This window comes from Micromonospora sp. PTRAS2, from assembly GCF_054052245.1.
In genome coordinates this window covers 983,618-996,558 of record NZ_JBSWBU010000002.1, presented here as the reverse complement: position 1 = coordinate 996,558, position 12,941 = coordinate 983,618, and the positions used below count along the sequence as shown (strand labels likewise).

The 12,941-nt window shown below is 73.8% G+C and carries 14 protein-coding genes; 9 read left to right on the top strand and 5 right to left on the bottom strand.

Annotation, left to right across the window (positions count from 1 at the left end):
- Nucleotide 1: 1 nt before the first annotated feature.
- From ACVMYR_RS10260 to ACVMYR_RS10250, 3 genes are all read left to right on the top strand, one after another.
- Nucleotides 2-703, top strand: a complete 702-nt coding sequence (locus ACVMYR_RS10260; RefSeq protein ID WP_077936149.1) for an aggregation-promoting factor C-terminal-like domain-containing protein — start codon at nucleotides 2-4, stop codon at nucleotides 701-703.
- Nucleotides 704-841: 138 nt separating this feature from the next.
- Nucleotides 842-1,498, top strand: a complete 657-nt coding sequence (locus tag ACVMYR_RS10255; protein WP_043961897.1) for a rhomboid family intramembrane serine protease — start codon at nucleotides 842-844, stop codon at nucleotides 1,496-1,498.
- Between the two features lie 247 nt (nucleotides 1,499-1,745).
- The gene (locus tag ACVMYR_RS10250; protein ID WP_077936151.1) at nucleotides 1,746-2,714 is read left to right on the top strand and encodes an NAD(P)/FAD-dependent oxidoreductase; all 969 of its coding nucleotides are present in this window, start codon (nucleotides 1,746-1,748) and stop codon (nucleotides 2,712-2,714) included.
- A 10-nt stretch (nucleotides 2,715-2,724) separates the two neighbouring features.
- On the opposite strand, the gene ACVMYR_RS10245 is transcribed toward ACVMYR_RS10250, so the two are convergent.
- A complete protein-coding gene (locus ACVMYR_RS10245) occupies nucleotides 2,725-3,417 on the bottom strand; it encodes a TetR/AcrR family transcriptional regulator (RefSeq protein ID WP_077936152.1) in 693 nt (230 codons plus the stop codon).
- A gap of 144 nt (nucleotides 3,418-3,561) precedes the next feature.
- Here ACVMYR_RS10245 and ACVMYR_RS10240 point away from each other — a divergent pair, with 144 nt between their 5' ends.
- Nucleotides 3,562-4,506 (top strand): NAD-dependent epimerase/dehydratase family protein, encoded by a 945-nt coding sequence (locus ACVMYR_RS10240; RefSeq protein ID WP_077936153.1) that lies wholly within the window; start codon nucleotides 3,562-3,564, stop codon nucleotides 4,504-4,506.
- Between the two features lie 61 nt (nucleotides 4,507-4,567).
- Here ACVMYR_RS10240 and ACVMYR_RS10235 read toward each other — a convergent pair whose 3' ends face one another.
- Nucleotides 4,568-5,521 (bottom strand): DMT family transporter, encoded by a 954-nt coding sequence (locus ACVMYR_RS10235; protein WP_396789950.1) that lies wholly within the window; start codon nucleotides 5,519-5,521, stop codon nucleotides 4,568-4,570.
- A 14-nt stretch (nucleotides 5,522-5,535) separates the two neighbouring features.
- Nucleotides 5,536-6,567 (bottom strand): class II fructose-bisphosphatase, encoded by a 1,032-nt coding sequence (gene glpX, locus ACVMYR_RS10230; protein WP_043961901.1) that lies wholly within the window; start codon nucleotides 6,565-6,567, stop codon nucleotides 5,536-5,538.
- Nucleotides 6,568-6,738: 171 nt separating this feature from the next.
- Between glpX and ACVMYR_RS10225 the strand changes: the two genes are divergently transcribed.
- The 3 genes from ACVMYR_RS10225 (at nucleotide 6,739) to ACVMYR_RS10215 (ending at nucleotide 9,834) form a co-directional block, all read left to right on the top strand.
- The gene (locus ACVMYR_RS10225) at nucleotides 6,739-7,395 is read left to right on the top strand and encodes a DUF4245 domain-containing protein (RefSeq protein ID WP_457121675.1); all 657 of its coding nucleotides are present in this window, start codon (nucleotides 6,739-6,741) and stop codon (nucleotides 7,393-7,395) included.
- Nucleotides 7,396-7,996: 601 nt separating this feature from the next.
- Nucleotides 7,997-8,818 (top strand): hypothetical protein, encoded by an 822-nt coding sequence (locus tag ACVMYR_RS10220; protein WP_077936155.1) that lies wholly within the window; start codon nucleotides 7,997-7,999, stop codon nucleotides 8,816-8,818.
- 158 nt (nucleotides 8,819-8,976) lie between these two features.
- Nucleotides 8,977-9,834 carry a hypothetical protein gene (locus tag ACVMYR_RS10215; protein ID WP_043961903.1) on the top strand — a complete coding sequence of 286 codons (858 nt, stop codon included), beginning with the start codon at nucleotides 8,977-8,979 and terminating at the stop codon, nucleotides 9,832-9,834.
- Nucleotides 9,835-9,881: 47 nt separating this feature from the next.
- Here the strand turns inward: ACVMYR_RS10215 and ACVMYR_RS10210 are convergent, their stop codons facing one another.
- Nucleotides 9,882-10,103 (bottom strand): exodeoxyribonuclease VII small subunit, encoded by a 222-nt coding sequence (locus ACVMYR_RS10210; RefSeq protein ID WP_043961904.1) that lies wholly within the window; start codon nucleotides 10,101-10,103, stop codon nucleotides 9,882-9,884.
- A 42-nt stretch (nucleotides 10,104-10,145) separates the two neighbouring features.
- Nucleotides 10,146-11,366, bottom strand: a complete 1,221-nt coding sequence (gene xseA, locus ACVMYR_RS10205) for an exodeoxyribonuclease VII large subunit (protein WP_091279177.1) — start codon at nucleotides 11,364-11,366, stop codon at nucleotides 10,146-10,148.
- 76 nt (nucleotides 11,367-11,442) lie between these two features.
- Here xseA and ACVMYR_RS10200 point away from each other — a divergent pair, with 76 nt between their 5' ends.
- Entirely contained in the window at nucleotides 11,443-12,435 is a 993-nt protein-coding gene (locus ACVMYR_RS10200; protein ID WP_043961906.1) for a 4-hydroxy-3-methylbut-2-enyl diphosphate reductase, read from the top strand.
- A 55-nt stretch (nucleotides 12,436-12,490) separates the two neighbouring features.
- Nucleotides 12,491-12,928: a hypothetical protein gene (locus ACVMYR_RS10195; RefSeq protein ID WP_077936158.1), complete on the top strand. Its 438-nt coding sequence runs from the start codon at nucleotides 12,491-12,493 to the stop codon at nucleotides 12,926-12,928.
- Nucleotides 12,929-12,941: the final 13 nt, after the last annotated feature.

Genomic DNA, 12,941 nt, shown 5'->3' with positions numbered 1-12,941 from the left:
CGTGAGTCGGCTGTGGAGCCGGTTCGGTGCCCGTACCGCCGCCGTCGCACTGCTCTCCGTGGGCGTTGCCGGCGGCTTCTATCTGGGCGAAGACCGCGAAACCCAGCAACAGGGCCTGACCGCACAGGTCGGCCTCCAGGTGGACCAGGCCGAGTTCGACTACCAGCGCGAGCGGCAGGCCCAGCACCGGATCGTCTCCGCCGAGACGCGGGCCGCCGAGTACCAGGCCGAGAAGCGGGCCGCCGCGGCGGCCAAGGAGGCCGCCGAGCGGGCCCGCGAGGCCGAGGCGGCGTCCCGCAAGCGCGAGCGCGAGGCGGCGGCGAAGAAGGCCGCCGAGAAGGCGGCCGCCGCCAAGGCGGGCAAGCCGTACGACGGCCCGATCCCCGCCTCGTGCAGCGAGTACGGCGGCAACCGCAAGATCGGCTGCGCGCTGATGATCGACGCCGGCTTCGGCATCGACCAGTTCCCGTGCCTGGACAAGCTCTGGACGAAGGAGAGCGGCTGGAACCCCAAGGCCCACAACTCCTCGTCCGGCGCGCACGGCATCCCGCAGGCCGTGCCGGGCAGCAAGATGGCCTCGGTCGGCGACGACTGGGAGACCAACCCGGCCACCCAGATCAAGTGGGGCCTCGGCTACATCAAGGGCCGCTACAGCTCGCCGTGCTCGGCGTGGAGCCAGTCGCAGAGCGAGGGCTGGTACTGATCCGCTGAGCACCGCATTCCCGAGCACCGCGACGGCGGGGCGGGCGCGTTTCCGACGCCCACCCCGCCGTCGTCGTTTCCGCCGATGGCCCCGCCGCCCGGGTGGCGGCCGGGCGGGATTGCTGATAGCTGTTTGGGCATGACCCTGCACGACGGCCCCCCGGGCGGCGACCCGCGACGCTTCGGCACCGAGGCCTTCTACGCCTCGATCGGCCGCGCCTTCGTCGCCATGTGCGCCGTCGTGCCGGTGCTCTTCCTGGTGGAGGCCCTCGACGTCGGCCTCGGCATCGACCTCGACCTGGCCGGCGGCATCATCCCGCGCCACATCGACGGGCTCGACGGGGTGCTCTTCTCGCCGTTCCTGCACGCCGACTTCAACCACCTCTACAGCAACAGCGTGCCGCTGATCCTGCTCGGCACCTTCGTGCTCGCCGCCGGCTTCCGCCGGTTCATGTGGTCCACCCTGGTCATCGTGCTGGTCAGCGGGCTGGGCGTGTGGTTCACCGGCTCACCCAACTCGGTCGTGGTCGGGGCCAGCGGCGTCATCTTCGGCTACCTGGGCGTCCTGCTCACCCGCGGCGTGGTCGAGCGGAGCTGGTGGAACTTCGCCGTCGTGCTGCTGGTCGGCCTGCTCTACGGCTGGCAGCTGCTCGGCATCCTCCCCACCGACGAGCGGATCTCCTGGCAGGGCCACCTGTTCGGGCTGGTCGGCGGCGTGGTCGCCGCGATCCTCTTCCGGCGCCGCCGGGTCGAGGACGACCCGTACGACCTGGGCTCCCCGACGCTGCGGGCGTAAGGAAGGGCCCCCTGTTAACGCCTGCGGTAGAGAAGGGCACCCTTCTCACCCGCCCGCCGGGCCGCACGCGGCCCACGCCCGGCCCACGCCCGGGCCGCGCCCGGCCCACGCCCGGGCCGCGCCCGGCCCACGCCCGGGCCGCGCCCGGGCCGCACTCGGCGTGAGACGGTGCTTGATCCGGACCCGGCGCGCGCCTACCGTCGGCATCAGCACGCGTTGATCCGTGAGCGGAAAGCGACGGTACGCCATGCCCGAGGTCGATGTCGCAGTGATCGGTGCGGGGCCGACGGGGCTCTTCGCCGCGTACTACGCCGGGTTCCGGGGGCTCTCCGTGGCCGTGGTCGACGCGCTGCCGGAGGCCGGCGGCCAGATCACCGCCATGTACCCGGAGAAGCTGATCCTCGACGTGGCCGGGTTCCCGGCCGTCAAGGGGCGGGACCTGGTGGCCAACCTGGTCGCCCAGGCCGCGCCGTTCCAGCCGAGATACCTGCTCGGCACCCGGGCCGAGAAGCTGTCGCACACCGACGGGCAGCCGGTGCTCGGCCTCGCCGGTGGCGAGCAGCTCACCTGCGGGGCGGTGGTCGTCACCGGCGGCCTGGGCAGCTTCACCCCGCGCCCGCTGCCGGTCGCCGACAGCTTCACCGGCACGGGGATCGTCTACTTCGTGCCGGAGCCGGCCGCCCTGGCCGACCGGGACGTGCTGATCGTCGGCGGCGGCGACTCCGCGTTCGACTGGGCGCTGGCGCTGGAGCCGCTGGCCCGCTCGGTGACCCTGGTGCACCGGCGGGAGCGTTTCCGCGCCCACGCCGCCACCGTCGCCCGGGTGCAGCGGTCGTCCGTGCGGATCGTCGTCAACGCCGAGGTAACCCGGCTGCACGGCGACAGCGCGGTGACCGGCGCGGAGATCACCGTGAAGGGGGCGGCGCCCGAGACGTTGCCCGTGGACACGGTGGTGGCCGCCCTCGGTTTCACCGCCGACCTCGGCCCGATCGCCGAGTGGGGGCTGCGGCTGGACCGCCGGCACATCCTGGTGGACAGCGCGATGGCGACGAACCTCCCCCGGGTCTTCGCCGCAGGGGACATCACCGAATACCCGGGCAAGGTGCGGCTCATCGCCACGGGATTCGGGGAGGCCGCGACGGCGGTCAACAACGCCGCCGTCGCCATCGACCCGTCCGCCCACCTCTTCCCGGGCCACTCCTCCGACGCCCCCTGACCGCGCCCCGTCAGCGGGGGAGGCCGATGAGGTCGGCCATCAGGTCGGTCTGGTGCGCGAAATACTCGGCGCGGTGCGGCAGGGTGCGGTCGATCCGGCCGAACAGCTCGAAGCTGATCAGCCCGAAGAGCTGCGTCCAGCCGGCCATGCAGCGGGCGAGCAGCGCCTCGGGCAGCCCCGGGGCGAGGGCGGCGGCGATCTCCGCGAGGTCCGCCCGCAGCGGCTCGGGCAGCCCGCCGGGGTCGGGGGCGGCGATGCGGCCGGCGGCCAGCCCGTCGCGGACGATGCCGACCAGCACGGCCGGTGGGCGCATCGCCGGCCCGAGCGTGTCGGCCGGGGCGGCGTAACCGGGGACCGGGCTGCCGTAGAGCAGGGCGTACTCGGCGGGACGGGCCAGGGCCCAGTCCCGGGCCGACCGGCAGGCGGCGTGCCAGCGCCCGCGCGGGTCGAGCCGGTCCGCGCCCGCGTCGGCCGCCTCCACGGCCGCCCCCAACGCGTCGTACGCCTCGACGATCAGCGCGGTGAGCAGGTCGTCGCGGCTCGGGAAGTAGCGGTAGAGGGCCGAGGAGACCATCCCCATGTCCCGGGCCACCGCGCGCAGGCTGAGGTTGGCGCCGTCGGTGGCGAGGTGGCGGCGGGCGACGGCCTTGATCTCGTCGAGCATCTCGGCGCGTACGCGGGCGCGGATCGAGGGAGCGGGCATGCCACCACTCTGCCACGCGGGAGAGCGCGGATCAAATAAGAGAGCACTGCTCTTGACGCCGCTCCTTTCCGGGCGTCATGCTGGGTGCACCAGATCGAGATCAGTGCTCTCGTTTCGTACCCCCGATTTGAAGGGTGACCTGTGATGTCGCTGCATGTGATCGTCGGCGCCGGACCCGTCGGCGCCGCCACCGCCCACCTCCTGGCAGCCGCCGGCGAGCGGGTCCGGGTGGTCACCCGGCGCGGCACCGGCCCGGAGCACCCGGCCGTCGAGCGGGTCGCCGCCGACGCCGCCGACCCGGACCGGCTCGCCGCCCTCGCCGACGGCGCGGTCGCGCTCTACAACTGCGCCAACCCGGCCTACCACCGCTGGCCGACGGACTGGCCGCCGCTGGCCGCCGCGCTGCTCACCGCCGCCGGGCGCGCCGGGGCCGTGCTCGCCACGGTCGGCAACCTCTACGGGTACGGGCCGGTCGACGGGCCGATGACCGAGGACACCCCGACGGTGGCGGGTGGCACGAAGGGGCAGGTCCGCAACCGGATGTGGGCCGAGGCGGTCGCCGCCCACCGGGCGGGGCGGGTCCGGGTGACCGAGGTGCGCGGCTCCGACTACCTCGGCGTCGGCGCGCTGTCGCTGCCGATGATGCTGCTGCCCCCGGTGCTCGACGGACGCCGGGCGGTGCTGCCCGTCGACTTCGACGCCCCGCACACCTGGACGTACGTCGACGACGTCGCGCGTACCCTCGTGCGGGCCGCCGCCGACGAACGCGCCTGGGGTCGGGCCTGGCACGTGCCCAGCCCGCCCGCCGTCTCCGCCCGCGAGCTGGCCGTGCGGGCCGCCGCCCTGGCCGGCGCACCCGCCCCGAGGCTCACCCGGCTGCCGTACCCGGCGCTGTGGCTGGGCGGGCTGGCCAACCCGTTCGCGCGGGAGCTACGCGAGACGGCGTACCAGTTCGACCGGCCCTTCCTGATGGACTCGACCGCGGCCACCGAGACCCTCGGCATCGAGCCGACCCCGCTGGGCAGCGCGCTCGCGCAGACCGTCGCCGCCCTGCGCGCCGCCCCCGGCCCTCGTCGCCCGGTGCGCTGAGCGGGAGCTGCGGTGAGAAGGGTGACCTTCTCTACCGTAGGCGTTAACAGGGGGCCCTTCCTTACCGGCGGGCCGGGGGCCCGAAGGCGGCGAGCAGCGCGGCGAACAGGGTGAGCGCGGCACCCAGCAGCGTGTTCACCCCCGGGTGCGACGCCGTGGTCGGCAGCACCACGTCCAGCAGGGCCGCGCCGACGACCTGCCCGGCGATGGTGGCCAGGCCGAGCAGCAGCACCCCGGTGAAGCGCACGACGGCGGCGGCGACCGCGATGAAGACGATGCCGACCGGGCCACCCAGGTAGAGCCACGGCTCGGTCGGGAGGCCGCCGCCCGGGCGGCCCCGGACGGCCATCTCCACCACGAACGCGGCGAGCAGCACCCCGGTGCCGACCGCGAAGTTGACCAGCGTCGCGGCCAGGACGCTGCCGGAGGCCACCCGGACCCGCCCGTTCACCGCCTGCTGCCACGCGAGGCCCACCCCGGCCAGCAGCGGCAGCAGCGCCAGGCCCAGCGTGGCCGGGTCGCCGAGCCGGTCGCCGACCGCCAGCAGCACGGCCAGCACGGTCAGCGCCGCGCCCACCAGACGGTTCGGCGTGACCGCCTGCCGGCCGGCGGGGCCGAGCCCCGCCCGGTCGACGAGCAGGCTGCTGCCGGACTGCCCGGCGACCGCCGCCACGGTGAACACCGCCACGCCGAGCGCGCCGATGGTCAGCCCCTGGGCGGCCACGAAGAGCGCCCCGCAGGCACCACCGAGGCACTCCCACGGCCGCAGCGAGCCGCCCGCGAGCGCCGCCCGCAGCGTGGCCAGGCCCCGCCGCCCGCTCGGGGTGGCCGGCACCAGCACCAGCAGCACCAGCAGGCCCAGGCCGAACGAGACCACGGCGGCGGCGATCCCGTCGGCCAGGCGTACGCCCAGTTCGCCGTTGATCCGGGACTGCACGGCCACGGTGACCCCGGAGGCGGTGGCCAGCCCGACGGCCGTGATCCGGCGGGCGACCGGCAGGGTCGGCGGGGACATCGTCCCGGTGGCGGTCACTCCTGCTCGGCGAGAGGGCGGCCGTCGAAGTCGACGGCCGAGTACAGCGCTAGCTTCTCCAGCCGGTGGTACGAGTCGATCACCCGGATCGTGCCGCTCTTCGAGCGCATGACGATCGACTGGGTGTACGCCCCGCCGGCCCGGTAGCTCACGCCCCGCAGCAGGTCGCCGGAGGTGACCCCGGTCGCCACGAAGAAGCAGTTGTCGCCGGTGACCAGATCGTCGGTGAACAGCACCCGGTCCAGGTCGTGCCCGGCGGCCAGGGCCTTCTCCCGCTCCTGCGCGTCGCGCGGCCAGAGCTTGGCCTGCATGACGCCGCCCATGCACTTCAGGGCGCAGGCGGCGGTGATCCCCTCCGGGGTGCCGCCGATGCCCATCAGCACGTCGACGTCCGACTCGCCCCGGGCGGCGGCGATCGCGCCCGCGATGTCACCGTCGGAGATGAACCGGATGCCCGCCCCCGTGCGGCGGATCTGGGTGACCAGGTCGTCGTGGCGGGACCGGTCCAGCACGCAGACGGTGACCTCGGACACGTCGGTGCCCTTGACCTTGGCGATCCGGCGCAGGTTCTCGGCGACCCCGGCGTTGATGTCGACCACGTCGGCGTACTCCTGGCCGACGGCCAGCTTCTCCATGTAGAACACGGCGCTCGGGTCGAACATCGCCCCCCGCTCGGCCACCGCGAGGACGGCCAGCGCGTTGGGCATGCCCTTGCTCATCAAAGTGGTGCCGTCGATCGGGTCGACCGCGACGTCGACCTCGGGGCCCGTGCCGTCGCCGACCTCCTCGCCGTTGAAGAGCATCGGCGCGTTGTCCTTCTCGCCCTCGCCGATCACCACGACGCCCCGCATCGGGATCGAGTTGATCAGCTTGCGCATGGCGTCGACGGCCGCCCCGTCGCCGCCCTCCTTGTCGCCCCGCCCGACCCACCGGCCAGCGGCCATCGCCGCGGCCTCGGTGACCCGGACCAGGTCGAGGGCGAGGTTGCGGTCGAGATCCTGGGGGGTACGCGTCCTCGTGCTCGTCATGACGGCCTCCTCCTCGCGACGTTGCGGGGTGGACCGGCGGCATGCGGCCGTCGCCGCCGCCGGCTTTGTCGCTGATCCTCACACGTTGGTCAACCTATCGTCGGGCCGGGGCGCTGGTGGCCAGCTTCCCGGCAACCGGGCGGTGGGACGTATCACCCCGTCACTCGCGCGGTGGCGGTTCGTGGCGGGGCGACCCGGGGCTGGAACAATGGTCGGGTGGATCCCGCCCAGCCCGCCGAGCACCGCCCCGCCGAGCCGACTCCGTCGACTCCGACGACGCCGAGTCCGTTGCCGCCGGGCCCGCCGGGTCGGGAGAAGGCCCGGTCCGAGCGGTCGCCGAAGGACATGGCGATCTCCCTGCTGGTGCTGCTCGTCCCGATCGCCCTGCTGCTCGCCTTCTACCGGGGCTTCCTCGGCGGTGATCAGCCGAGCACCGTCGACCCGGCCCCCGCCGTGGAGCAGGCCCGGGCGGCCAACGCGTTCCCGGTGAGTCAGCCGGCCGGGCTCGACTCCGACTGGCGGACTGTCAGCGCCAGCTACCGCACCGTCGAGGGCGGGTCCAGCCTGCGGATCGGCTACCTGACTCCGGAGGGGCGGGGCGCCCAGCTGGTGCAGAGCAACGTGCCGCCGGAGCGGCTGCTCCCGGCCGAGCTGACGGCCGAGGGGCAGCCCCAGGGCCCCACCGAGGTGGGCGGGCGCAACTGGCAGCGGTACACCGCCCGGGGCAACGAGCAGGCCCTGGTGCTGCTCGAACCTGGCCGCACGGTGATCGTCGTCGGGGACGCCCGCGAGAACGAGCTGCGCCGGCTCGCCGACGCGGTGCGCTAGCCAGCGCCACCGAGCCGCACCGCGCTGCGTCGAACCGCGCTGCGCCGCACCGCCCGCCGTGCGCCACGCGTCGCCGTGCGCCGTGCCGTGCCGTGCCGCACCGTCCGCGGCCCGCGGCCTGCGGCCCTCTTGGTCCGCCGTGTCGTGCCGCTTCGGTCCACGACAGCGGCCCTCTCGGCTCGACCTGGTCCGCGCCACCACCGAGCGCGAGTCACACAACGTGACTCTCGCCGCTCGGTGACTCACCTGCCTCGCGCTCCCCTTTGCTCTGCACCCGAATACGCAACGGGCACGCAGCGCGACGCGGGTACCGTCGCTCCCGTTCCGACCGTCGCGCGTTTTGCCAGCTCTCCTAGGTGTTGCGTGTGTGGGTGCAGAGCAAAGGGGGGCGTGCGGTGTCTGGCGGGGGCGGCGGGGCGCTACGGGGAGTCAGCGCGGCGGCTCACCCCGGGCCACACCGCAGGCGTCACGGAGGGTGGCCAACTCGGGGTGGGGGGCGGGGCCGGCGGGGGACGGCGAGCGTCCCACCTTTCCGTTAGGCTGCCCCGGCTCGACCCCGGCCGCGCGATACGGCCGGGCAGCCTTTCGGAAAGAGAACGACGTGATCATTCGACGGTGGAGCGTCGGCGTCCTCGCCGCCGCCCTTTTCGTCCCCGCCCTGACCGCCTGCAACAACTCGACGGCCGCCGAGCCGGCTGCCGGTGGGGCGTCCGCCGCCCCGGCCGCGCCCGCCGACCCCAAGGAGGCGCTGCTCGCCTCCACCAAGGAGCTCAGCAAGGGCAACTTCACCTTCGCCATCACCGGCGGCGAGTTCAACGGCAGCGGCACGGTGCACATGCCGTCGAAGAGCGCCGAGATGAAGATGACCGGTGGCGACGCCGCCACCGAGGACTTCTCGATGGACATGCACTTCGTCTTCATCGACACCGACAGCTGGGTGAAGCTGGACATCTCCGGCCCGATGGCCGACGCGATCCCCGGGGCCAAGGAGCGCAAGGGCAAGTACCAGCACCTCGACCGCTCGAAGATCAAGGACGCCAAGGACCTCCAGTTCGACTTCGCCGACGTCGACCCGGCCGGCAGCGAGGCGCTGACCAAGGCGATCACCGACGTCAAGAAGACGGGCGAGGGCACGTACGAGGGCACCCTCGACGCGACCAAGGTCACCGACTCGGACGTCCTCGACGCCGACATCGTCAAGGGCATGGCGGACAAGGCCAGCGCCGTGCCGTTCACCGCGAAGCTCGACGCGCAGGGGCGGCTCACGGAGTTCCTCGTCAAGGTGCCGGCCGCCGGCTCCGCCAAGGCGCAGGAACTGAAGGTAACGTACGCCGACTACGGTGCGGCCACCGCTGTGCAGCAGCCGCCGGCGGACAAGGTCGTCGAGGCCTCCGACCAGCTCTACGAGATGTTCAAGAACTGATCCGGGGCAGGTGAGAGGGCGGCGTCCGCCACCCTCTCACCTGCGGACGGTGGGTCGGATGGACCGCGTGGGGATTGCGGAACCCGGCAACAGGGAACAGAAGTAGGCGTTCCCTCCGGCGCCCATGCGGGCCGGACGACCCACTTGGAGAGGTTCACGTGACCATTCGACGCTTCAGCGCGGCGGTCTTCGCCGCGACGCTGCTCACTCCTGGTCTGGCCGCCTGCAACAGCACCGGGACCGGCGAGGCGGGGGCCTCCGCGTCCCCCACGGTCTCCGGCAGCGCGGCAGCAGGCAGCGCCTCGCCCGGCAGCGCCTCGCCCGGCACCGGCGACGCCAAGCAGGCCCTGCTCAACTCCACGAACGAGATCCGCAACGGCAACTTCCGGTTCACCATGACCGGCGTCGGCACCACCGCCGAGGGGCAGGTGCACCAGCCCAGCCAGAGCGCCCAGATCAAGCTGAGCATCGGCGACGCCTCCTCGGACGTCTCGATGAAGCTCGACCTGGTGCACCTCAAGCCCGACAGCTGGGTCAAGCTCGACCTCGGTGGCCAGGCGGCCAAGCTGCCCGGCGTGCAGGGCCTCAACCTCGGCAAGTACCAGCACCTCGACCAGAGCCGGATCAAGGGCAACCGCAACCTGGGCTTCGACTTCGAGAAGGTCGACCCGGCGGGCAGCGAGGTGCTGACCCAGGGCGTCACCGAGGTGCGGCAGACCGGTGAGGGCGCGTACGCGGGCACCATCGACGTGACGAAGGCCGCCGAGGCCGGCTCGCTGAACGCCGAGCTGATCAAGGCGCTCGGGCAGCAGGCCCAGTCCGTGCCGTTCACCGCCAAGCTGGACCCGCAGGGCCGGCTCAGCGAACTGGTCGTGCAGATCCCGGCGTCCGGGCAGAACAAGGCCCAGGACATCCGGATCACGTACGCCGACTACGGCGCGGCGACCGCCGCCCAGCGCCCGCCGGCCGACCAGGTCGTCGAGGCCCCGAAGGAGCTGTACAACCTGTTCAACTGACGGGTGTGCCGGGGCGGCGGCAGCGCCGCCCCGCAGCCACGTCCGCCTCAGGCGTCCGGCTGCCGCCGGGCCGCGTCGATGCGGGCCCGCGCGCCGTCGAGCCAGTGCTGGCAGACCTCGGCCAGCTTCTCGCCGCGCTCCCACAACGCCAGCGACTCCTCCAGCGAGGTGCCGCCCGTCTCCAGCCGTTCCACCACCGTGGCCAGCTCGGCGCGGGCCTGCTCGTAGCTGAGCCGCTCGTCCGGCCCGGCGTTCTTCTCGTCAGTCATCCGTCCCATCCCAGCACATCCCGCCCCGCGGTCACGCGCGGCTCAGCCGTCGACCGTGGCGGCCAGCTCGCCCTCGGCGAGGCGGACGCGCAGCGCATCGCCCCGGCCCACCTCGCCGGCCGCCCGCACCACGTGGCCGTCGGCGCGCTGGACGATCGCGTAGCCCCGCTCCAGGGTCGCGGCGGGGGACAGGGCGCGCAGCCGGGCCAGGGTGTGCCGCAGCTCGTCCTGGGCCGCGCCGAGCCGGTGGTGCAGGGTGCGCCCCGCCCGCTGGCGCAGCGCGGTCACGTCGGCGGCCCGCTGCTCCACCATCACCTGCGGCCGGGCCAGCACCGGCCGGGACCGCAGCCCGTCGAGGCGGTGCGCCTCCCGGTCGACCAGGTTGCGGACCGCGCGTTCGACCCGCTGCCGGGCCTGCCGGATCAGGCGCAGCTCCTCGGCCAGGTCGGGCACGACCCGCTTCGCGGCGTCCGTCGGGGTGGAGGCCCGCACGTCGGCGACGTAGTCGACCAGCGGCGCGTCCGTCTCGTGGCCGATGGCGCTGACCACCGGCGTACGGCAGGCGAAGACCGCCCGGCACAGCGCCTCGTCGGAGAATGGCAGCAGGTCCTCGATGCCGCCGCCGCCCCGGGCGATGACGATCACGTCGACGGTCGGGTCGGCGTCGAGCACCTTCAGCGCGTCGACGATCTGCGGCACCGCGCCCGGCCCCTGCACGGCCACGTTGACCGTGCGGAACTCGACCGCCGGCCAGCGCCGCCGGGCGTTGGTCAGCACGTCCCGCTCGGCGGCCGAGGCGCGGCCGGTGATCAGCCCGATCCGGCCCGGCAGGAACGGCAGCCGGCGCTTGCGGGCCCGGTCGAACAGCCCCTCGGCGGCCAGCAGCTTCTTGAGCTTCTCCAGCCGGGCCAGCAGCTCGCCGAGGCCCACCTGGCGGATCTCGTCGGCGCGCAGGCTCAGCGTGCCCCGGGCGGCGTAGAACTCGGGCTTGGCGTGCAGCACCACCCGGGCGCCCTCGCGCAGCTCGGGGGCCCCGGCGTCGAGGACGTCCCGGTTGGTGGTGACCGTGAGGCTCAGGTCGGCCGACGGGTCGCGCAGGGTGAGGAAGACCGTGCTCGCCCCGGGGCGGCGGCTGATCTGCGCCACCTGCCCGTCGACCCACACCCAGCCGAGCCGGGCGATCCACGCGCCGACCTTCTGGCTGACGACCCGCACCGGCCACGGCTCGTCGGAGCTGCTGCGCCCGCTCTCATCCGCACTCACGCCCCCACCCTACGGACGTCGGGAGGGCGGCCCGCGCAGCCGGTGCCGCCTGTCGGGGCGGCAGTACGATGGGCGGGTGACTCAGGCTGAGACGACTCCCCGGACCGGCAAGCGCGTGCTCCTGGCCAAGCCCCGCGGCTACTGCGCGGGCGTCGACCGGGCGGTGCAGACCGTCGAGGAGGCGCTCAAGCTCTACGGCGCCCCGATCTACGTGCGCAAGCAGATCGTGCACAACAAGCACGTGGTGCAGACCCTGGAGGCCAAGGGCGCGATCTTCGTGGAGGAGAACGAGGAGGTGCCCGAGGGGGCCACCGTGATCTTCTCTGCCCACGGCGTCGCCCCGGAGGTCTACGAGCAGGCGAAGGCCCGCTCGCTCAAGGCGATCGACGCCACGTGCCCGCTGGTGACGAAGGTGCACCAGGAGGCCAAGCGGTTCGCCGCCGAGGACTACGACATCCTGCTGATCGGCCACGAGGGGCACGAGGAGGTCATCGGCACCGCCGGTGAGGCCCCCGCGCACATCCAGCTCGTCGACGGCCCGGACGACGCCGACAAGGTCACCGTGCGGGACCCGAGCAAGGTGGTGTGGCTCTCCCAGACGACGCTGTCGGTCGACGAGACGCTGGAGACGGTGGCCCGGCTCAAGTCCCGGCTGCCGCTGCTCCAGTCGCCGCCCAGCGACGACATCTGCTACGCCACCTCCAACCGCCAGCACGTGGTGAAGGAGATCGCCCCCGACTGCGACGTGGTGCTCGTCGTCGGCTCGCGCAACTCCTCGAACTCGGTCCGGCTGGTCGAGGTCGCCCTGGACGCCGGGGCCCGCGCCGGCCACCTCGTCGACTTCGCCCACGAGATCGACGACGCCTGGCTGGAGGGGGCCCGCACGGTGGGCCTGACCTCCGGGGCCAGCGTCCCCGACGAGCTGGTGCAGGAGGTCCTGGCGCACCTCGCCGCGCGGGGCTTCACCGACGTCGACGAGGTGGTCACCGCCAACGAGCGGCTGACCTTCTCGCTGCCGCAGGAGCTCAAGCGCGACATGAAGGCCGCCGCCGCCTCGGCCCGCGCCTGACCGGCCCGCGCCGCCAGGGCGGGAACGGATCGGCGGCGGGAAGCGTCTGATCGGTATGAAGACTCCTCGGACCATCGTCGCCGCGCTGGTCACCTGCGCGGCCCTGAGCGCCTGCGGCGGCCAGGGCACCGGTGACGGCAGCGCCGCCCCCAGCCCCTCCGGAGGAGCCGCGGTGACCGACGCGCCCAGCGCCGACCCGGTCGACCCGTCCGCGCCGTCCGGTTCGGTGCCCCCGGGCCGCCCGAGCCTCCCGCCGAAGCCGGGCAACCCCAGCGTCCCGCCGGGCGTCGGGGCCACCACGCTCACCGGCACCGTCGAGGCGGGCGTGGAGCCCGGCTGCCGCCTGCTGGACGGCTACCAGCTCATCGGCGGCCCCGCCGACGTGCTCACCGCCGGCGCCAAGGTCGAGGTCACGGGGCGGGCCAAGCCCGACCTGCTCACCACCTGCCAGCAGGGCATCCCGTTCGTCGTGGAGTCCGCCCGCAAGTCCTGACGGCGGCCGGGCC